At 72.6% G+C, this 20,290-nt stretch carries 17 protein-coding genes; 4 read left to right on the plus strand and 13 right to left on the minus strand.

Annotation, left to right across the window (positions count from 1 at the left end):
* Window positions 1-5: 5 nt before the first annotated feature.
* Window positions 6-761 (minus strand): SIS domain-containing protein, encoded by a 756-nt coding sequence (locus LGI35_RS21095; protein WP_227295423.1) that lies wholly within the window; start codon window positions 759-761, stop codon window positions 6-8.
* A gap of 199 nt (window positions 762-960) precedes the next feature.
* On the opposite strand from LGI35_RS21095, the gene LGI35_RS21100 reads away from it, so the two are divergent.
* Together LGI35_RS21100 and LGI35_RS21105 are read left to right on the plus strand one after the other, a co-directional pair.
* On the plus strand, window positions 961-1,653 hold the full coding sequence (locus tag LGI35_RS21100; RefSeq protein WP_227295425.1) for an iron-dependent transcriptional repressor DtxR: 693 nt from the start codon (window positions 961-963) through the stop codon (window positions 1,651-1,653).
* A gap of 568 nt (window positions 1,654-2,221) precedes the next feature.
* On the plus strand, window positions 2,222-3,094 hold the full coding sequence (locus LGI35_RS21105) for an alpha/beta fold hydrolase (protein ID WP_227295427.1): 873 nt from the start codon (window positions 2,222-2,224) through the stop codon (window positions 3,092-3,094).
* A 15-nt stretch (window positions 3,095-3,109) separates the two neighbouring features.
* Here the strand turns inward: LGI35_RS21105 and pdxH are convergent, their stop codons facing one another.
* Window positions 3,110-3,748, minus strand: coding sequence for a pyridoxamine 5'-phosphate oxidase (gene pdxH, locus LGI35_RS21110; RefSeq protein WP_227300415.1), 639 nt, complete (start codon window positions 3,746-3,748; stop codon window positions 3,110-3,112).
* A 360-nt stretch (window positions 3,749-4,108) separates the two neighbouring features.
* Here pdxH and LGI35_RS21115 point away from each other — a divergent pair, with 360 nt between their 5' ends.
* Window positions 4,109-5,239 (plus strand): citrate synthase 2, encoded by a 1,131-nt coding sequence (locus LGI35_RS21115; RefSeq protein WP_227295429.1) that lies wholly within the window; start codon window positions 4,109-4,111, stop codon window positions 5,237-5,239.
* 76 nt (window positions 5,240-5,315) lie between these two features.
* Here LGI35_RS21115 and LGI35_RS21120 read toward each other — a convergent pair whose 3' ends face one another.
* From LGI35_RS21120 to LGI35_RS21165, 10 genes are all read right to left on the minus strand, one after another.
* Window positions 5,316-5,918 carry a TetR/AcrR family transcriptional regulator gene (locus LGI35_RS21120; protein WP_227295430.1) on the minus strand — a complete coding sequence of 201 codons (603 nt, stop codon included), beginning with the start codon at window positions 5,916-5,918 and terminating at the stop codon, window positions 5,316-5,318.
* Window positions 5,906-6,652, minus strand: coding sequence for an enoyl-CoA hydratase family protein (locus LGI35_RS21125; protein WP_227295431.1), 747 nt, complete (start codon window positions 6,650-6,652; stop codon window positions 5,906-5,908). The genes LGI35_RS21120 and LGI35_RS21125 overlap by 13 nt, the downstream gene beginning before the upstream one ends.
* A 157-nt stretch (window positions 6,653-6,809) precedes the next feature.
* Window positions 6,810-7,049, minus strand: coding sequence for a hypothetical protein (locus tag LGI35_RS21130; protein WP_227295432.1), 240 nt, complete (start codon window positions 7,047-7,049; stop codon window positions 6,810-6,812).
* Entirely contained in the window at window positions 7,033-7,284 is a 252-nt protein-coding gene (locus LGI35_RS21135) for a DUF6400 family protein (protein WP_227295433.1), read from the minus strand. Before LGI35_RS21135 ends, LGI35_RS21130 begins: the two co-directional genes overlap by 17 nt.
* A gap of 292 nt (window positions 7,285-7,576) precedes the next feature.
* Window positions 7,577-8,746 carry an acyl-CoA dehydrogenase family protein gene (locus LGI35_RS21140; protein WP_227295434.1) on the minus strand — a complete coding sequence of 390 codons (1,170 nt, stop codon included), beginning with the start codon at window positions 8,744-8,746 and terminating at the stop codon, window positions 7,577-7,579.
* Window positions 8,743-10,602, minus strand: coding sequence for an acetyl/propionyl/methylcrotonyl-CoA carboxylase subunit alpha (locus LGI35_RS21145; protein WP_227300417.1), 1,860 nt, complete (start codon window positions 10,600-10,602; stop codon window positions 8,743-8,745). The genes LGI35_RS21140 and LGI35_RS21145 overlap by 4 nt, the downstream gene beginning before the upstream one ends.
* Before the next feature lie 17 nt (window positions 10,603-10,619).
* A complete protein-coding gene (locus tag LGI35_RS21150; protein WP_227295435.1) occupies window positions 10,620-12,218 on the minus strand; it encodes an acyl-CoA carboxylase subunit beta in 1,599 nt (532 codons plus the stop codon).
* The gene (locus LGI35_RS21155; RefSeq protein ID WP_227295436.1) at window positions 12,215-13,987 is read right to left on the minus strand and encodes an acyclic terpene utilization AtuA family protein; all 1,773 of its coding nucleotides are present in this window, start codon (window positions 13,985-13,987) and stop codon (window positions 12,215-12,217) included. Before LGI35_RS21155 ends, LGI35_RS21150 begins: the two co-directional genes overlap by 4 nt.
* Entirely contained in the window at window positions 13,984-14,778 is a 795-nt protein-coding gene (locus tag LGI35_RS21160; protein ID WP_227295437.1) for a TIGR03084 family metal-binding protein, read from the minus strand. Before LGI35_RS21160 ends, LGI35_RS21155 begins: the two co-directional genes overlap by 4 nt.
* Before the next feature lie 207 nt (window positions 14,779-14,985).
* Window positions 14,986-15,984 carry an EamA family transporter gene (locus LGI35_RS21165; protein WP_423835773.1) on the minus strand — a complete coding sequence of 333 codons (999 nt, stop codon included), beginning with the start codon at window positions 15,982-15,984 and terminating at the stop codon, window positions 14,986-14,988.
* A 239-nt stretch (window positions 15,985-16,223) separates the two neighbouring features.
* Between LGI35_RS21165 and LGI35_RS21170 the strand changes: the two genes are divergently transcribed.
* Window positions 16,224-17,153: a LysR family transcriptional regulator gene (locus LGI35_RS21170; RefSeq protein ID WP_376220456.1), complete on the plus strand. Its 930-nt coding sequence runs from the start codon at window positions 16,224-16,226 to the stop codon at window positions 17,151-17,153.
* Between the two features lie 172 nt (window positions 17,154-17,325).
* Here LGI35_RS21170 and LGI35_RS21175 read toward each other — a convergent pair whose 3' ends face one another.
* Window positions 17,326-20,271, minus strand: a complete 2,946-nt coding sequence (locus LGI35_RS21175) for an FAD-binding and (Fe-S)-binding domain-containing protein (RefSeq protein ID WP_227295440.1) — start codon at window positions 20,269-20,271, stop codon at window positions 17,326-17,328.
* Between the last annotated feature and the right edge of the window lie 19 nt (window positions 20,272-20,290).

Raw genomic sequence — 20,290 nt, forward strand, 5'->3', positions numbered from 1 at the left:
TGCCGTCAGTGGCGGTAGAAGATCCGGTCGCCGTACTCGCTGAAGACGCGGCCGTTCCACTCGTGGCCGCCGTCCACGTTCCCCGAGCGCAGGAGCGGCGGCTGGATGCCGCGGTCGGCGAGCTCGGCCGCGGCCGTCGCCATGGTGGCCTGCATCAGGGCACTGGCCACCATCGTGGAGGCCGGCCCGAAGGGGGCGTCGACGGTGTCGTACGTGAGCTCCGCGTCGCCGACCGCGATCTTGGAGTCGAGGACGATGTCGCAGTGGTCCTTGAGGAACGTGCCCGACGCGTGGCGGGACTTCGTCTCCTCGGCGTACGCCACGGACGTCACGCCGATCACGCGCAGGCCGAGCGCGCGGGCGTTCATCGCCATCTCCACGGGCAGGGAGTTGCGGCCGGACAGCGAGATGATCACGAGGGCGTCGCCCGCGCGGACCGGGCTGGAGTCCAGGACGGCGCCCGCGAGCCCGTCGACGCGTTCCAGGGCGGAGCCCAGCGTGGCGGGCATGACGTCCACTCCGACGACCCCGGGTACGGACAGCAGGTTCATCAGGGCGAGGCCGCCCGCGCGGTAGACGACGTCCTGCGCGGCGAGCGAGGAGTGCCCCGCGCCGAACGCGAAGAGCCGGCCGCCGTCGGCGACCGTGTCGGCGAGCAGCGTGCCGGCGGCCGCGATGTTGCGGTCCTCCTCGTCGCGCACCCGCCTCAGCAGGCCGATCGCGGCGTCGAGGTACTGACCGGCCAGCTTGCTGTCGCTCATCGGCGGAGCCCCTTCGTCGTTACTGCCCGCATGCCGCGCATCACGTTGCGGTCCGGACCAGTGCCCTGTCAATACGTTCCTGCCGTACGGAGCCCGGTTCCCCCGGCGCGGCACGGTTGTCAGCGCTATGCGTCAGAATTGGGTTCAGGGCCAGCGCACGAGCTAGCGGTGAGCTAGCAGAGCTAATCGAGGGGCACGTATGTCCGGACTGATCGACACCACGGAGATGTATCTCCGCACCATCCTCGAGCTCGAAGAGGAAGGTGTGGTCCCCATGCGCGCCCGGATCGCCGAGCGGCTGGACCAGAGCGGCCCGACGGTGAGCCAGACCGTGGCCCGCATGGAGCGCGACGGCCTGGTGGCCGTGGCCACGGACCGCCACCTGGAGCTGACGGACGAGGGCCGCCGGCTGGCCACGCGCGTGATGCGCAAGCACCGCCTCGCCGAGTGTCTGCTCGTCGACGTGATCGGCCTGGAGTGGGAGCAGGTGCACGCGGAGGCCTGCCGCTGGGAGCACGTGATGAGCGAGGCGGTCGAGCGCCGCGTGCTCGAGCTGCTGCGGCACCCGACCGAGTCGCCGTACGGGAACCCGATCCCGGGGCTCGAGGAGCTGGGCGAGAAGGACGGCGCGGACCCGTTCCTCGACGAGGGCATGGTGTCCCTCGCCGATCTCGACCCGGGCACGGACGGCAAGACGGTCGTGGTGCGCCGGATCGGTGAGCCGATCCAGACGGACGCTCAGCTGATGTACACGCTGCGGCGTGCGGGCATCCAGCCGGGCTCCGTGGTCAGCGTGACGGCGTCGCCGGGCGGGGTCCTGGTGGGCAGCAGCGGTGAGGCGGCGGAGCTGGAGGCGGACATCGCCTCGCACGTGTTCGTCGCCAAGCGCTGAGCCGGCGCCGGGCGCCCTGACCCGGGGTAACTTACTGGCGCGTCAACTCCTGTTCCCACAGGCGCAGTTGGGACCTCCTCGCATTCCCCGAGAACTCTCGCAGAAACCAAGATTCACTGCGCGGAATCGCAGCGCGCGGACGTTTTGCGTGCAAGGCTGTCGCGAGAGGCATATGACCTGAGGACTCTTGACCGTCTCGGTTTCGGGTCCCCACCGGTCCGGCCGCGCGGGCGGGGAGGGGGGCAGGACGATGTGCCGACGTACCCAGACGGGGCGCAGACAGACAGGGCGCAGACAGACAGAGGGCCCCGGCGCCTTACGGCGCCGGGGCCTGTCCTCCCCTGTGCTGACCCGGAGCCCCGAGCTCCCAGGGTCATCCCCTTCGGACCGATTTCCCCGAGCGGTCCGCCTCCCGTTGAAGATCTCCCCTCGGCGGCGGCGGTCAATCCTTGAGCGTGGTCACTCGAACGAGGGGTGTTGCCGAGAACGACCGCGTTTTCGAAAAAGAGTTCGATAACGTGCGCGGGTACGCGATTGCAGGCGCGACCACAAGGGGGTGCCAGGGCCTATGGCGCGGCGTATCGACGTGACCGGGGCGGGCGGCGTGAGTCTCGCCGCGTGGGAGTTCGCCGACCCTCCCAAGACGGGCGAGGTCGACCAGTCCCCCGGCGTGCTGTTACTGCACGGCCTGATGGGCCGGGCCTCGCACTGGGCGGGCACCGCCCGCTGGCTCTCCGAACGCCACCGTGCCGTGGCGCTCGACCAGCGCGGCCACGGCCAGAGCCAGAAGCCCCCCGAGGGCCCCTACGACCGCGAGGCGTACATCCAGGACGCCGAGGCCGCCCTCGTCCAGCTCGGCCTCGCGCCGGCCGTCGTCATCGGCCACTCCATGGGCGCGCTCACCGCCTGGCAGCTCGCCGCGCGCCGCCCCGACCTCGTCCGGGCCGTGATCATCTGCGACATGCGGGCCTCCGCGCTCGGGGCGGCGTCCCAGCGCGAGTGGGAGGACTGGTTCGACGCCTGGCCCTCGCCCTTCGCCACGCTCGCCGACGTACGGAAGTGGTTCGGCGAGGACGACCCGTGGGTGGAGCGGCCCCAGCCCTCGCGCGGTGAGTTCTACGCCGAGGTCATGACGGAGAGCCCCGACGGCTGGCGGCCCGTGTTCGACCACCGGCAGATGCTGGTCTCCCGGGCCACGTGGGTCTACGACGCGCACTGGGAGGAGCTGGCCCAGGTCCGCTGCCCCACCCTCGTCGTCCGCGGCCTCGACGGCGAGCTGGGCCGCGCCGAGGCGCAGGAGATGGTCCGCGTCCTGCCCAGGGGCGAGTACGCGGAGATCGCGGACGCCGGGCATCTCGTCCACTACGACCGGCCGGAGGCGCTGCGCTCCGCCATCGAGCCTTTCCTGGACGGCGTGCTCACCAGCGGCGGAACCTCGTAGCGGCCGACCCGGGGGTCAGGGGCCGAGGCGTTCGACGCGCCAGGCGCCGGACGGCTCGCGGACGTAGCGCAGCCGGTCGTGGAGGCGGTTCTCGCGGCCCTGCCAGAACTCGACCGTGCGCGGGGTGACGCGGAAGCCGCCCCAGTGGTCGGGCACCGGGATGTTCTCGCCCTCCGGGTAGCGCTCGGTGAGTTCGGCGTACGCGGTGTCGAGTTCGGCGCGTGAGGTGAGGACCTGCGACTGGGCGCTGGCCCACGCGCCGAGCTGGGAGCCGCGCGGGCGGGAGCGGAAGTACGCGGCCGTCTCCTCGCGGCTCGTGTGGGCGACGGTGCCGGAGACGATGACCTGGCGGGCCATCGGGTGCCAGGGGAAGAGCAGCGCGATCTCGCGGTTCGCCGCCAGGTCGCGGGCCTTGCGGGAGCCGTAGTTCGTGTAGAAGACGAAGCCCCGGTCGTCGTAGGCCTTGAGCAGCACGGTGCGTGAGCTCGGCCGGCCGGCCGCGTCCGCCGTGGAGACCACCATCGCGTTCGGCTCGTACAGGACGCCGCGCGCCCGCGTGGCCTCGTTGAACCAGAGCTCGAACAGTTCCATCGGGCGAGCGGGGACGTCCTCCTCCAGGAGTCCCTCACCCGGCGGGCGGTACTGCGCACGCATGACGGCGGGATTCTGGGGTGCGTGGTGGTCGTGGTCGCTCACGCGGTCATCCTGCCGTACGCGTGGGGCAGTCGGCCGCGTGGAGTTCATCACTGAGTGGCACTGAGTGCCGCGTGCTCTCCCCAAGGGTGGCACCAACGGATATCGTCGTCGGTCCCGCCGCCCCTTCGGTTGGGTGACCGCCTGCCGAACGGGGCATCACCGGGGTGACCGATCCGGCCCGTGAGTTCACCGCCGCAGAACGGTTACGCCCATGCGGACCGCACCCGACCGCCGCGGTCCTGCGTCGTACACCCGCAGAGCCGTACACCGCAGAAGCCGTACACCCGCAGAGTCGTACACATTCAGAGGAGCCGCCTGATGTCCGACCCCGGCCTTGACCCCGGCAGTGCCCCCGGCTTCGTGCCCGGCCTCGAGGGAGTCGTCGCGTTCGAGACGGAGATCGCCGAACCGGACAAGGAGGGCGGCGCCCTTCGGTACCGGGGCGTCGACATCGAGGATCTGGTCGGCCAGGTCTCGTTCGGCAACGTCTGGGGCCTGCTCGTCGACGGGGCCTTCAACCCGGGCCTGCCGCCCGCCGAACCGTTCCCCATCCCCGTCCACTCCGGCGACATCCGCGTCGACGTACAGTCCGCGCTCGCCATGCTCGCGCCCGTGTGGGGCCTGAAACCACTGCTCGACATCGACGAGGCGCAGGCCCGCGAGGACCTCGCCCGCGCCGCCGTCATGGCCCTCTCGTACGTCGCCCAGTCGGCCCGGGGGCAGGGCAGGCCGATGGTGCCGCAGCGCGAGATCGACAAGGCTGACACCGTCGTCGAGCGGTTCATGAAGCGGTGGCGCGGCGAGCCCGACCCGAAGCATGTCGCCGCCGTCGACGCGTACTGGACGAGCGCCGCCGAGCACGGCATGAACGCCTCCACGTTCACCGCGCGCGTCATCGCCTCCACGGGCGCCGATGTCGCGGCCGCCCTGTCGGGCGCCGTCGGCGCCATGTCGGGCCCCCTGCACGGCGGCGCGCCCTCCCGCGTCCTCGGCATGATCGAGGAGATCGAGCGCACGGGCGACGCGGAAGCGTACGTCCGGAGGGCGCTCGACAAGGGCGAGCGCCTCATGGGCTTCGGGCACCGCGTGTACCGCGCCGAGGACCCCCGCGCGCGCGTGCTGCGGCGCACGGCCCGCGAGCTGGGCGCGCCACGCTTCGAGGTCGCCGAGGCGCTGGAGAAGGCGGCCCTCGCGGAGCTGCACGCCCGCAGGCCCGACCGGGTCCTGGCGACGAACGTGGAGTTCTGGGCGGCGATCATGCTGGACTTCGCCGAGGTCCCGGCGCACATGTTCACGTCGATGTTCACGTGCGCCCGCACGGCCGGCTGGTCGGCGCACATCCTGGAGCAGAAGCGCACGGGCCGCCTCGTACGCCCCTCGGCCCGCTACATCGGGCCGGGCACCCGCGACCCGCGCGACATCGAGGGGTACGGGGAGATGTCGGGCTGAGCAGCGCCCTCGGCGGAGCGAGCGGCGCCGCGCGGATTCCCGTGCGGCGCCGTTCCCCTGCGTCACCTGCCCCGGGTCACCCCAGCGCCCCGTCCAGAATCGCGGCCCACTGCGCGACGACCCGCTCGCGGCGCGGCCCGTCGTCGGTGAGGAGGTTCGCGAGGCCGAGGCCGCGCGCCATGTCGAGGAGCCCCTGCACGGTCTCGCGGACGCCGGGCCGCGACTCGTCGGCGGCCAGGAGTTCCACGGCGATGCGGTGGGTCTCGCGGCCGACGCGGGCCTCCAGTTCGGTGACGCGGCCGCCCAGCTGCGGCTCGTTCGACGCGGCCACCCACAGGTGCAGGGCCGCCCGGAACAGCGGGCCCGTGTACAGGTCGACGAGGGCGGCGACGACCTCGGTGCGGCCACGGGGACGCAGGGCGCGCAGCGCGGTCGAGCGCTCCTCGGCGACGTACTCGACGGCGGCCGTGAACAGGTCCTCGCGGGTCGGGAAGTGGTGCTGGGCGGCGCCGCGCGAGACCCCGGCCCGTTCGGCCACGACGGAGACCGTGGACCCCGACCAGCCGCGTTCGGCGAGGCACGACACGGCCGCTTCGAGGAGCCGCCGGCGGGTGGCGCGGCTGCGGTCCTGTTTGGGGGCGCGCTCCACCGCCGTACCGGATGAGGTCACAGCACCCATGCGGGATCCCGTCGTTCGAGGAAGGCCGTCATCCCTTCGCTTGCCTGCGCGGAGGAGAACAGCCGGGCCGAGAGCACGCTCAGGTCGGCCGCGTCCCGGTCGAAGGCCTCCAGCACCTTAGCCGTGAGCAGCCGTTTCGTCTCGGCCAGGCCCTGCGGGGACGACCTGCGCAGCCCGTCGAGGACGGGGGCGAGGGCCACGTCGACGTCGTCGCCGGCCGTCGTCAGGAGCCCGATGCGGACCGCTTCCGCCGCGTCGAAGCGCTCACCCGTCAGGTAGTAGCGGGCGACGGCGCGCGGGTCGGTGCGGGGCAGCAGGGGCAGCGAGATGACGGCCGGCGCGACCCCTATGCGGACCTCGGTGAACGCGAACGAGGCGGCGTGCGAGGCGGCCGAGATGTCGCAGGCCCCGAGCAGACCGAGCCCGCCCGCGCGCACATGCCCGGCGATCCGCGCGACGACGGGCCGGTCGAGCGCGACGATCTGCCGCAGGAGAGCGACCAGGGCCTCGGGCGGGGGCGGGGACTTCAGGTCGGCGCCCGCGCTGAACGTGTTGCCGGTGTGGGTGAGGACGACGGCCCGTACGGCGTCGTCCTTGCCGCACGCCGTGAGCGCGTCCGCCAGCTCGGCGACGAGCGCTGCCGAGAGGGCGTTGCGGTTGGCCGGGGAGTCGAGGGTGAGGGTGGTGATCCCGCGCTCGTGCGAGGAGTGGACCAGGGTCTTTTCCGTGCTCACGATGTCTCCCTGAGCTGTCGGCGGAGGATCTTTCCCGAGGCGGCGCGCGGCACGGCCCCTCTCCGGTCACGTGGGCGTGACGTTCAGAGGGTGGCAGCGGGCACAGAAACAATCAAGCATGCCTGCATGAATCAGGATCCGGCCGTCCGGCCGCGGGTCAGAGTGTTCTGCCGTCGGGCCCGGTCACGCCCGGCCGGGTGTTCAGGGACCACATATGAGTGCACTGCGGGCACTGGAGGTGGAGGACCGGCCCCTGATTGGAGATCAGGTAGCGCCAGTGCTCTCGGCAGTTGCGGCGGTCGGCGCAGGGTGTGCAGTGGCGGGCGTCGTCGCAGACGGGGCAGGCCACCCAGGCGCGCCGGGCGATGTCCGCCTGCGGATCAATGGGAAGCCGCACGGCCCGGCTCCTCTCCCGGCAGGACACCGGCTTCCACCAAGAGGTCGTAGGTGCGCTGCTGCCCGGCGTCCAGACCCGAGTAGAGGAGGGCGTGCGCCTCGTCCTCGCCCCGCAGGACGGCCACCGGATCCCAGTCGGGGCCGAGCGCGGCCACGACCTCGGCACGGCGCCGGGCCTCCTCGAAGGTCAGGTCGATCGTGAAGGGTATGAGGCCAGGGGAATTGTCTTGGTTCATGGCGAGACTTCCGATGAGCTGAGCAGAACCCGACCATCAGTACCAGGCACCCCCGACCACAGGGAAGGGTTACCTAAGTCGCCCCGCCGTGACCGGGAGTGATATGCCGCCCGGCCGGTCGACGGGGCGGCCTCGGATTCACCTACGGGAGTGGGCCGTTGCCGATGACAGCCACGAAGGGACCGGCACGATCCGCCGACGGAACTATGACGTACTTCACGGCGCCCCACGGGGAGAGCCCGGCCACGATCCGCCGGACACTCCCAGGGGCCCGGATCTCCGGCTCAGGTCGCTAGTACGACTTCGGCAGTCCCAGGGTCTGGTGGGACACGTAGTTCAGGATCATTTCCCGGCTCACGGGAGCGATGCGGGCCACGCGGGACGCCGTGATGAGCGAGGCCAGGCCGAACTCGCGAGTGAGCCCGTTGCCGCCCAGCGTGTGCACCGCCTGGTCGACGGCCCGCACACAGGCCTCCGCGGCCGCGTACTTCGCCATGTTCGCGGCCTCGCCCGCCCCGATGTCGTCGCCCGCGTCGTACAGGTGGGCCGCCTTCTGCATCATCAGGCGGGCCGTCTCCAGTTCGATGTGGGCCTGCGCGAGCGGGTGCGCGATGGCCTGGTGCGCGCCGATGGGCGACTTCCAGACGCTGCGCTCCTTCGCGTACCCGACGGCCCTGGCCAGCGCGAAGCGGCCCATGCCGATCGCGAACGCGGCCGTCATGATGCGCTCGGGGTTGAGGCCCGCGAACAGCTGGAGCAGGCCGGCGTCCTCGTCACCGACGAGCGCGTCCGCCGGCAGCCGTACGTCGTCGAGCACGAGCTCGAACTGCTTCTCCGGCGCCTGGAGTTCCATGTCGATCCGCCGCCGCCCGAACCCCTCGGCGTCGCGGGGCACGATGAACAGGCACGGCTTGAGGCTGCCCGTACGGGCGTCCTCGGTACGGCCCACGACGAGGGTGGCGTCGGCTATGTCCACGCCGGACACGAACACCTTGCGCCCGGACAGGATCCAGTCGCCGCTGTCCCCGTCGCGGCGGGCGGTGGTGGTGATGCGGTGCGAGTTGGAGCCCGCGTCGGGCTCGGTGATCCCGAACGCCATCGTGCGGCTGCCGTCGGCGAGACCCGGCAGCCAGGCCGCCTTCTGCCCGGGCGTGCCGAAGCGGGAGATGACGGTGCCGCAGATCGCGGGCGACACGACCATCATCAGCAGCGGCGCACCAGAGGCGCCCAACTCCTCCAGGACCAGCGACAGTTCGTACATGCCGCCGCCCCCGCCGCCGTGCTCCTCGGGCAGGTTCACGCCCAGGTACCCGAGCTTCGCGGCCTCCGCCCACAGCTCCTCGGGGTGGCCCTCCTCGCGGACGACGCGGGTCATGTAGTCGCGGCCGAAGCGGCTGCCGAGAGCGGCGACGGCGGAGCGCAGGGCCTGGTGCTCCTCGGATTCGAGGACGGGAGCGTTCACGACTGATCCTCCTGTACGACGGCGAGCAGGGCGCCGACCTCGACCTGGCGGCCGGGCGCGGCGTGCAGGGCGGTGAGCGTGCCGGAGGCGGGAGCGGTGATGCGGTGCTCCATCTTCATCGCCTCCAGCCAGACGAGGGGCTGTCCCGCGACGACCGTGACGCCCTCGGCGAGGCCTTCGGCGAGCCGGACGACGGTGCCGGGCATGGGCGCGAGCAGGGATCCCGGCTCCTGGCGTGCGACGGGCTCGGGCAGGCGGGGCAGGGCGGTGAGTGCGGCACCGTTCACGTACACGCGCTCCCCGTGGACCGCGACGTCGAACTTCCGCACCACGCCGTCCACTTCGAGCACGACGAGCGCCGGCGTCGCGCGGACGACGCGTACACCGTCCGCGGCCAGACCGTCGCGGGTGTGCCGGTAACGCACCTCGTGCTCGGTCCCGTCGGGTTCGGTGCGGTAGTGCTTGACCTGCGGCTGCGAGGCCACATTGCGCCAGCCGCCGAACCGGGACCGGCCGTGCGCGTCCGCGAGGGCCGCGGCGAGCGGTGCGTATGGGTCCGGGCCCGGCGCCGTGAGCGCGGCCAGATGCCGGTCGTAGAACCCGGTGTCCGCGCCACCCGCGATGAACTCGTCGTGCCGCAGCGACCGTACGAGCAGCTCCCTGTTGGTGACCGGGCCGTGCACCACGGACCGCTCCAGGGCACCCGCCAGCTTGCGCAGGGCCTCGGCGCGGGTCGGCGCGTGGGCGACGACCTTGGCGAGCATCGCGTCGTAGTGCACCCCGATCGGGTCGCCGTCGGTGAACCCGGTGTCCAGGCGTACGGCCTCCGGGACGGACAGCCGGTGCAGCGTGCCGGTCTGCGGGGCCCAGCCGGCGGCCGGGTCCTCCGCGTACAGACGGGCCTCGACCGAGTGGCCTCGCGCGGTGGGCGGCTCCTCGTCCAGGGGCTCACCCTCGGCCACGCGCAGTTGCAGCGCCACGAGGTCGACGCCGAACACGGCCTCGGTGACGGGGTGTTCGACCTGGAGGCGGGTGTTCATCTCCAGGAAGTGCGCCTTGCCGTCGGCGACGAGGAACTCGACGGTCCCGGCGCCCCGGTAGTCGGTGGCGCGGGCGGCCCGCACGGCCATCTCCCGTAGAGACGCCTCCAGTTCAGGAGTGAGACCGGGCGCGGGCGCCTCCTCGATGACCTTCTGATGGCGCCGCTGGAGCGAGCAGTCACGGGTGCCGAACGCCCACACGGTGCCGTGCGCGTCGGCCATGACCTGCACCTCGACGTGCCGGCCGCCCTCGATGTACGGCTCGACGAACACCTCACCGTCCCCGAAGGCACTCAGCGCCTCCGCGCCGGCGGCTGCCAACTGCTCTTCCAGATCGGTCAGTTCCCGTACGACGCGCATGCCGCGACCGCCGCCGCCGGCCGCCGCCTTCACGAGGACGGGCAGGTCTCCCGCCGTGATGTCACCGGTCTTCAGGGGCTCGATGCCCATGAGTTCCTTGGCGCGCGTCTTTGAGGCCATCGCCTCGATCGCCTCGGGCGGCGGGCCGATCCAGGTCAGGCCCGCGTCGGCGACGGCCCGCGCGAAGTCGGCGTTCTCGGACAGGAACCCGTACCCGGGGTGCACGGCGTCCGCGCCCGCGGCCAGGGCCGCCTTCACGATCAGGTCGCCGCGCAGATACGTCTCGGCGGGCGACGCCCCGGGCAGCCGCACGGCGGCATCGGCCACCCGCGCGTGGAGGGCGTCCTCGTCGGCGTCCGAGTACACGGCGACGGTCCGGATGCCCAGCTCGGCACAGGTGCGGAAGACACGACAGGCGATCTCGCCGCGGTTGGCGACGAGTACAGAGGTGATCATTCGCGTGGTCATGGGCCTCACATCCGGAACACGCCGAATCCACCGCGCGCGCCCTCCACGGGCGCCGTGTGGATCGCGGACAGGCACAGGCCGAGCACGGTCCGGGTGTCGCGCGGGTCGATGACCCCGTCGTCGTACAGCCGCCCGGACAGGAACATCGGCAGGGACTCGGACTCGATCTGCTGCTCCACCATCGCGCGCAGCGCGGCGTCCGCCTCGTCGTCGTACGGCTGCCCCTTCGCGGCAGCGGACTGGCGGGCCACGATCGACAGCACGCCGGCGAGCTGCTGCGGCCCCATCACGGCCGACTTGGCGCTCGGCCAGGCGAACAGGAAACGGGGGTCGAAGGCCCGCCCGCACATCCCGTAGTGCCCGGCGCCGTAGGAGGCGCCCATGAGGACGGACAGGTGCGGCACACGGCTGTTGCTGACCGCGTTGATCATCATCGAGCCGTGCTTGATGATGCCGCCCTGCTCGTACTCCTTGCCGACCATGTAGCCGGTGGTGTTGTGCAGGAACAGCAGCGGGATGTCGCGCTGGTTGGCGAGCTGGATGAACTGGGCGGCCTTCTGCGACTCCTCGCTGAACAGGACCCCCTGCGCGTTGGCGAGGATGCCGACCGGATAGCCGTGCAGCGACGCCCAGCCGGTCGTGAGGCTCGACCCGTACAGCGGCTTGAACTCGTCGAAGTCGGAGCCGTCCACGATCCGGGCGATGACCTCGCGCGGGTCGAAGGGGACCTTGAGGTCGCCGGGCACGATGCCGAGGAGCTCGTCGCTGTCGTACTCGGGCGGCTCCACAAGCTGTGGATCCGCGTACGCCTTGCGGTGGTTGAGGCGGGCGACGACGCGGCGGGCCTGCCGGATCGCGTCCCGCTCGTCGAGCGCGAAGTAGTCGGCGAGCCCGGACGTACGGGCGTGCATCTCGGCGCCGCCGAGCGACTCGTCGTCACTCTCCTCGCCGGTCGCCATCTTCACCAGGGGCGGCCCGCCGAGGAAGACCTTCGCCCGCTCCTTGACCATGATCACGTGGTCGGACATGCCAGGGATGTAGGCGCCGCCGGCGGTGGAGTTGCCGAAGACGACGGCGACGGTGGGGATCCCGGCGGCGGAGAGGCGCGTGAGGTCACGGAAGATGCCGCCGCCCGGAATGAAGATCTCCTTCTGGGACGGCAGGTCGGCGCCACCGGACTCGACGAGGCTGATGCAGGGCAGCCGGTTGGCGAACGCGATCTCGTTGGCGCGCAGGGCCTTCTTCAGGGACCACGGGTTACTGGCTCCGCCGCGCACCGTCGGATCGTTCGCGGTGATCAGGCACTCGACGCCCTCGACGACCCCGATGCCCGTGACGAGGGAGGCGCCGACGGTGTAGTCGCTGCCCCAGGCCGCGAGGGGGGACAGTTCGAGGAAGGGGGTATCGGGGTCGAGAAGCAGCTCGATACGTTCGCGGGCGAGCAGCTTGCCGCGCTTGCGGTGCCGTTGGACGTACTTCTCACCACCGCCCGCGAGCGCCTTGGCGTGCTCGGCTTCGAGCGCGTCGAGCTTGCCGAGCATGGCCTCGCGGTGAACGGCGAAGTCGGCACCGCCGACGTCCAGAGCCGAGGCGAGAACGGTCACAGCAGGACCTCCGGTATGTCCAGATGACGGGAGCGCAGCCACTCGCCGAGCCCCTTGGCCTGAGGATCGAAACGGTGCTGGGAGGCGACGCCCTGGCCGAGGAGGCCGGTGACGGTGAAGTTGAGGGCGCGGAGGTTGGGCAGCACGTGCCGGACAACTGTCAGATGACGACTTTCAGATATCAGACTCTGAAATCTGTCAGCTGTCAGTTCATGGACGAGCCACCGCCAGGCCCGGTCCCCCTCGCCGGCCCCGCCCCCATTGCCGGCGCCGTCCCCGTTGCCGCCTCCGTCCCCGCTGCCGACCCCGTCTCCGCCCACCCAGACCCCCACATTCGCGTCCCCGCCCTTGTCGCCGCTGCGGGCGCCCGCGACGAGGCCGAGGGGGGCGCGCCGGGTGGGGCCGGGTGGCAGAGGTGCGGGCAGGGGTGGTGCGGCCATGTCCGCGAGGGCGCGGGTGGCGCCGCCGTACGTGATCACCTTCCGCTCCCCGTCCGGCAGTACGGCGACGTGCTCGACCTCGGCCCGGTCCACGTACGCCGCCTCGAACACCCCGTACGGCGCGCCCTTGCCCGGCGGGGCCGTCACATGGAAGCCGGGGTAGCTGCCGAGGGCCAGCTCGATCGCGGCGCTGCTGAGCGTGCGGCCCACCGCGTCCGCGTCGCCGTCCCGGACGACGAGCCGCAACAGCGCGCTCGCGGTCTCCTCCGTGTCCGCGTCCGCCCGATCCGTGCGCGCCAGCTCCCAAGTGACCTGATCAGGGCGGGACTTGGCACGGCCGAACGCCTCGTCCATCTGCTCCCGCACGAGCGCCGCCTTGGCCTCGATGTCGAGACCGGTCAGCACGAACACGACCTCGTTGCGGAAGCCGCCGAGCCGGTTGAGGCCGACCTTGAGGGTGGGGGGCGGGGCCTCGCCGCGTACGCCGTCGACGCGGACGCGGTCCGGGGCCTCCTGCGCGAGCCGTACGGTGTCCAGTCTCGCCGTCACATCCGGTCCGGCGTAGCGGGCGCCGCCGGTCTCGTAGAGGAGCTGTTCGGTCACCGTCCCCACGGTCACGAGCCCGCCCGTGCCGGGGTGCTTGGTGATGACGCAGGAGCCGTCCGCGTGGAGTTCGGCGAGCGGGAAGCCGGGGCGCCGCAGATCGCGGGCCCGCCCGGCGAAGCGGGAGTAGTTGCCACCCGTCGCCTGGGTCCCGCACTCCAGGATGTGCCCGGCGACGACGGCCCCCGCGAGCCGGTCGTACGCGTCCTGCTCCCACCCGAAGCGCCAGGCCGCGGGCCCGGTGACCAGGGCGGCGTCGGTGACGCGGCCGGTGACCACGATGTCGGCGCCGGCGGCGAGACAGGCGGTGATCCCGGCTCCGCCGAGGTAGGCGTTGGCGGTGAGGGCGCCCGGGAAGCGCCCGCCCGGGGAGAGGTCGTCGCCCTCGACGTGCGCCACGCGCGCATGGAGACCGAGCCGGCCCGCCAACTCCCGTAGGGCGTCGGCGAGCCCGGCCGGGTTGAGCCCGCCCGCGTTCGCGACGATCCGCACGCCCCTGTCGAGCGCCGGGCCGAGGGTCCCCTCCAGCTGGCGCAGGAACGTGCGGGCGTAGCCGCGCGCGGGGTCCTTCAGACGGTCGCGGCCGAGTATGAGCATGGTCAGTTCGGCGAGGTAGTCGCCGGTCAGGACGTCGAGGGGGCCGTCTTCGAGCATCTCGCGCAGGGCGTCGAAGCGGTCGCCGTAGAAGCCGGAGGCGTTGCCTATGCGCAGCACGTCCTCGGTCACCGCCCGTCTCCCTTCGCCTCACGGCCCGGTCCCGGCGGTCCCGCGAAGGCCTGGGCGATGTCCAGCCACCGGTCGGCGTCGGCGCCTTCGGCCCGCACGTCGACGTCGTCGCGGTGTGCCCGCTGGGTGACAAGGAGGCAGAAGTCGAGCCCGGATCCCGTCACGCGCTGCGCCGCGTCCTCGGGCCCGTACGTCCACAGGTCGCCGGAGGGGGCGGTCAGTTCGACGCGGAACTCCTCGGCGGGCGGGGTCAGCCCGCGTACGGCGAAGGCGAAGTCGCGGGCCCGGATCCCGATGCGGGCCACATGCCGCAGCCGGTCGCTGGGCTTGCGGCCGACGCCCAGCGCGTCGGCCACGTCCTGCCCGTGGGCCCAGGTCTCCATGAGGCGTCCCGTCGCCATGGAGGCGGCCGACATGGGTGGCCCGTACCAGGGGAAACGCGTCCCCGCGGGGGCGGCGACCAGGGCCCGGAGCAGTTCCTCGCGGCCCGTGCGCCAGCGGGCGAGGAGTTCGGCGGGCGGCAGCGCGGCGCCCTCCTCCGCCCCCGCGTCGACGAAGGCGTCGGGCGCCGCGACAGCCTCCCGCACCAGGGCGGCGAACGCGTCGGCGTCCGTGACGGCGAGCAGGGCGGAGTGGTCGGTCCAGGCCAGATGCGCGATCTGGTGGGCCACGCTCCAGCCGGGCGCCGGCGTGGCGAGGGCCCATCGGTCCTCGCTCAGTTCACTGACGATCCGGTCGAGTTCGGCGCTCTCACTGCGCAGATCCTCGAGCACGGCCAACGGGTCGGACACGATGCGCTCCCCTCGGGGCACGACGGCGTGCCCCGGAGCATGGCAGCGCCCGGAGAAACAATCAAGCGTGCTTGTATGAAAATTGGCCAGAGGGAGGGGGTGCGAAACGGGTGCGGCGGACGTCGGGGGCCCTGCTCAGCCCTTCACCGACGTCCGCCGCACCCGCGCGTCAACCAGCCTGACGCTCGGCCCACTTCGGCCCTCGGGCTACTTGGTCTCCGGCGCGGGCATTCCCTTGGTCTCGGGCGCGGGCACGTTCTTGGCCTCCGGCTCGGGCATCTTCGCCCGCCCCCGCCCGACCTGCGTGCGCACCGCGCCGATGCTGGCCGCGATGACCAGGGCGATCGCCAGGGCACCGAGGGCGGACATGGCCTGGTCGAGGATGAGGAATCCGGCGAGCGCGGCGATGGCCGGTTCGAGGCTCATCATGACCGCGAAGGTGGACGCGGGCATGCGGCGCAGCGCGAGGAGTTCGAGGGTGTACGGGAGGACCGAGGACATGACGGCGACGGCCGCGCCGAGGGCCAGCGTCGTCGGCACGACGAGCTTCGAGCCGGACTCCGCGATGCCGAGCGGCAGGCAGATCACAGCCGCGACCGCCATCGCCAGGGCGAGCCCGTCCGCCTGCGGGAACCTGCGCCCCGTACGGGCGCTGAAGAAGATGTACGCCGCCCACATGCCGCCCGCCGAGACGGCGAAGGCCGCGCCGACCAGGTCCAGTCCGCCGAAACCGCCCCCGCCGAGCAGGAAGACGCCGCAGAGCGCGAGGCCGGCCCAGACGGCGTTGACCAGACGGCGGGAGGCGAAGACCGACAGGGCGAGCGGGCCGAGCACCTCCAGGGTGACGGCCGGGCCCAGGGGGATCCGCTCCACCGCCTGGTAGAAGAGCATGTTCATGCCGCCCATGGCGACGCCGAAGGCGACGACGGTGCCCCAGTCGGCGCGCGAGTGACCGCGCAGCTTCGGCCGGCACACGATGAGCAGCACGATCGCGGCGAACACGAGCCGCAGGGTCACCACGCCGACCGCACCGGCGCGCGGCATCAGGGTGACCGCGACGGCCGCGCCGAACTGCACCGACACACAGCCGCCGAGCACGAGTCCGACCGGGCCGAGCGCGCCCCAGCGGGAGCCGTTCGGCGCGCCCTCGGGTGCGGCGGGAGCGCCCGCCACCTCCGGCTGCGCCACCGCGACCTCCGGCTGCACCAGTGCGGCGGCCGCCGCGTCGGCGCCGGTCGCCGCCCGGTCGGTCCGTGAGACGTTCACGTCTGAGCCTTCCCTTTCACCGCCACCCCTCACAGTTCAATAGGGTGGACTTCAACGTCCAAGGTAGTACACCACGTCATGATCGTGGACCCCTTTTACGGCTGACGTTCCACCGCCGGTACGTTCGGCGCGACGCGAGCCCTCCTGCCACGCTAAGACCGCCCCGCGCGGTCCGTGAAATGCCGACTGTGCTCCCGTTATGCTCCGCAGGCATGAGCGGTCCGTATGCCCTCCACTCGCTGGAGCTGCGCCATCTGCGCTGCTTCCTCGCCATCGCCGAGGAGGGCAACGTCACACGCGCCGCCGCCCGGCTCAGACTCACCCAGCCCGCCGTCTCGCGCACCCTCGCGACCCTTGAGGACGCGCTCGGCGTCCGGCTCGTCGACCGCTCCACCCACCACCTCGCCCTGACCGCCGAAGGGCGCGCGTTCCAGGAGAGCGCGGCGGCGGCCGTGGCCGCGTTCGAGGACGCCCTGGACTCCGTCCGCGCCGTGCGGCGCCCGCTGCGGCTCGGGCACGCCTGGTCGGCGGCGGGCCCGTACACCACACCCCTGCTGCGGCGCTGGCGCGAGCGGTACCCCGACGTGCCGCTCGAACTCCTGCGCATCGACGACCGCACGGCCGGGCTGACCCGCGGCGCCGTCGACCTCGCACTGCTGCGCGGGCCCGTGGACGCGCCGGGCCTGATCACTGAACTCCTGCACACGGAGAGCCGGGTCGCGGCCGTACCGTCCGACAGCCCCCTCGCCGCGCGCGGCGCGCTCACCCTCGCCGACCTCTCCGGCCACACCATCGCCGTGAACACCGTCTCCGGCACCACCGCCCTCGACCTCTGGCCGCCCGCCGCCCGGCCCACCGCGACGATCACCGTGGCGAACACGGACGACTGGCTCGCGGCCATCGCGGCCGACCGCGCGGTGGGCGTCACGACGACGGCCACTCCCGGCATGCACCCGCACCCGGGCGTCGTCTACGTCCCGCTGACCGACGCCCCCGACCTGCCCGTCGTCCTCGCCTGGCGCGACGGCCCACGCCACCCGGCCGTGCGGGACCTGGTCGCACTCGCCCACGAGGTCGTGCCGTCCGACGGGGCGCGATCTACGGAGTGACGCGGGGAGGCGTGCCGCCCGGGGCGAGACGCGCCCCACGGAGCGGCCCAGGAGGACAGGCCCGTCCGACGGAACGCGCCCGCCGGAGTGCCCCAAGAAGACAAGCCCGTCCGACGGAACGCGCCCCCTGGAGTGCCCCAAGAAGACAAGCCCGTCCGACGGAACGCGCGCCCTACGGAGCGATCCCCAGCGCCTCCGCGAGGACCTCCGCCAGATGCCGCCCCGGCCGGCCCCCTTCGCGCTCCAGCTGCTCCAGCTGCGTGCGGCACGAGAAGCCGTCCGCGAGGACCACCGCCCCGTCGCCGGCGGCGCGGACGGCCGGCAGGAGCTGCTCCTCCGCGCAGGCCACCGACACGTCGTAATGCCCCTCCTCGAAGCCGAAGTTGCCCGCGAGGCCGCAACAGCCGCCGCTCAACTCACCGTCCAGACCAGCCCGTTCACGCAGGCGGCGCTCGGCCGCGTCGCCGAGGACCGCGTGCTGATGGCAGTGGGTCTGGCCGACGGCGGGGCGGTCGACGCGGGGCGGGTCCCAGTGCGGGGCGAGCCGCTCGAGGGCCTCGGCGAAGGTGAGGACCGATTCGGCGAGACGCCGGGCGCGCGGTTCGTCCGGCAGCAGTTCCGGCAGGTCGGTGCGCAGCGCGGCAGCGCAGCTCGGCTCCAGGACGACGACGGGCAGGCCCGAGTCGATGACCGGCCGCATCAGGTCGAGGGTGCGGCGCAGGACGGCGCGGGCGCGGTCGAGCTGGCCCGTGGAGACGTAGGTGAGGCCGCAGCAGACACGGCCGCGGCGCGACGGGAGGAGCCCGGCGACCGCCGAGAGCCCGTCCGGCCTGTAATCGAAGACGCGCGTCGGGGGCAGCAGGACGGAGAGCCCCGCCTCTTCGAGGACCCGCACGGCGGCCTGCCCGACCTGCGGCGCGAGGTGCTCCGTGAACGTGTCCGGCCACAGGACCACCTCGGGCCCGTCACCCCCGAACCGCGCCGCACCGCCCCGCCGGGCCACCCGCACCCTTCGCCGCAGATCCCGCCGCCACCACGCGCTGAACGTCTCGGTGGCCACCCGCGGAATCCTCCGCTCCGAGGCGATCCCGCCGAGCCGCTTGCCGAGAGCGGCCAACGGCCCCACGCGCGCGAGGGTGTTGACGACGCCCGCCGCGCGCGCGTGCTGCACGAGAAGCAGCCAGCGCGGCAGCCACCCCATGGAGTAGTGCGCCGCGGGGCGCCTGCGGCCTTCGTAGTGGTGGTGCAGGAACTCCGCCTTGTACGTGGCCATGTCGACGCCGACCGGACAGTCCGTACGGCACCCCTTGCACGACAGGCACAGGTCGAGCGCATCCCGTACCTCCGTGGACTGCCAGCCGTCCGTGACGACCTCGCCGGCGAGCATCTCGTGCAGCAGGCGCGCGCGCCCGCGCGTGGAGTGCGCCTCCTCACCGGTCACCCGGAAGGACGGGCACATGACACCACCCGAAGGGGCCGATTCCGTACGGCACTTGGCGACGCCCACGCAGCGGCGTACGGCGGCGGAGAAGTCGCCGCCGTCGTGCGGGTAGGCGAACTCGACGTCGACGGGGCCGCGCGGCAGGACGGCGAAGCGCAGGTTCTCGTCGAGGCGGGCGGGGCGCACGAGGACGCCGGGGTTGAGGAGGCCGTCCGGGTCCCACACGTCCTTGATCCGCCCGAAGAGGTCCACCAGCTCGGGCCCGTACATCTTCGGCAGGAGTTCGGCGCGGGCCTGCCCGTCGCCGTGCTCCCCGGACAGCGATCCGCCGTGGGCGACGACGAGTTCGGCGAGATCCTCGGAGAACTGCCGGAAGCGCCGCACACCGGCCTCGCCGAGCAGGTCGAAGTCGATGCGTACGTGGATGCAGCCGTCGCCGAAGTGCCCGTACGGGGTGCCGCGCAGGCCGTGCTGGGACAGGAGCCCCCGGAAGTCCCGCAGATACGGGCCGAGGCGGGCGGGTGGCACGGCGCAGTCCTCCCAGCCGGGCCAGGCCTCGGTGCCGTCGGGCATGCGGGTCGCGGTGCCGGAGGCGTCCTCGCGGATGCGCCACAGGGCGCGCCGGCCCGCGGCGTCGTCGACGATGAGGGAGTCCGTGGTGCCGTCGGCCGCGGCCCGCACGATCGCCTCGGCGTGCGCGCGTGCCTGCGCCGGGGTGTCGCCACCGGTCTCGACGAACAGCCAGGCGCCGCCCTTCGGCAGGCCGGCCTGTTCCCGTACGAGGTCGGCGGCCATGCCCTCCACGGTGAGCGGCCCGTGCGGCAGGAGCCCCGCGGCGGCCTCGGCGGCGGCGCTCTCGTCGGCGTAGGCGAGTACCGCCAGGGCACACGCGCGTGGCGCCTCGACGAGCCGGACGGTCGCCTCGGTGACGATGCCGAGGGTGCCTTCGGTGCCGCAGAGGAAACGGGCCAGGTCGACCCCGTTCTCGGGAAGCAGGGCGTCGGCGGCGTACCCGGAGATACGGCGCGGCAGGTCGGGGAATCCGGTGCGCAGGAGCGCCAACTCGCCCTCGATCAACGGGCGGAGGCCGTCGGGGGCGCCCTGCCAGCCACGGGCCAGGGTGCGCTGACGAATGTCACCGTTGGATTGACAGATGACAGATGACAGAGAACGGATATTGTCAGCTGTCGTTCCATAGGCCACCGAGTGCGACCCGCACGAGTTGTTCCCGATCATGCCGCCGAGCGTGCACCGACTGTGCGTGGACGGGTCGGGCCCGAACCGCAAGCCGTGCGGCGCGCCCGCCTCCTGGAGTCGGTCGAGCACAACTCCCGGCTGCACCACGGCAGTTCGCGTGTCCGGATCAACGTCCACGATGCGGTTCATGTACCGCGTGAAGTCCATGACCACGCCCGTCCCGGTCGCCTGCCCCGCGATCGACGTACCGCCCCCGCGCGCCACGACCGGCACCCCGTGCTCCCGGCAGACCGCGAGCGCGGCCGCCACGTCCTCGGCGTCACGCGGCGCCACGACGCCGACGGGAACTCTCCGGTAGTTCGACGCGTCCATGGTCATCAGGGCCCGCGCGGCAGCGGAGAAGTCGACCTCTCCGCGCACGACGCCGCGCAATGCCCTCGCGATACCTTCCGGGTCCTGGTTTCCCACGGTGGCAGCCATGTCCCCCAGCATGCATCTC

This window comes from Streptomyces longhuiensis (genome assembly GCF_020616555.1).
GTDB lineage: Bacteria > Actinomycetota > Actinomycetes > Streptomycetales > Streptomycetaceae > Streptomyces > Streptomyces longhuiensis.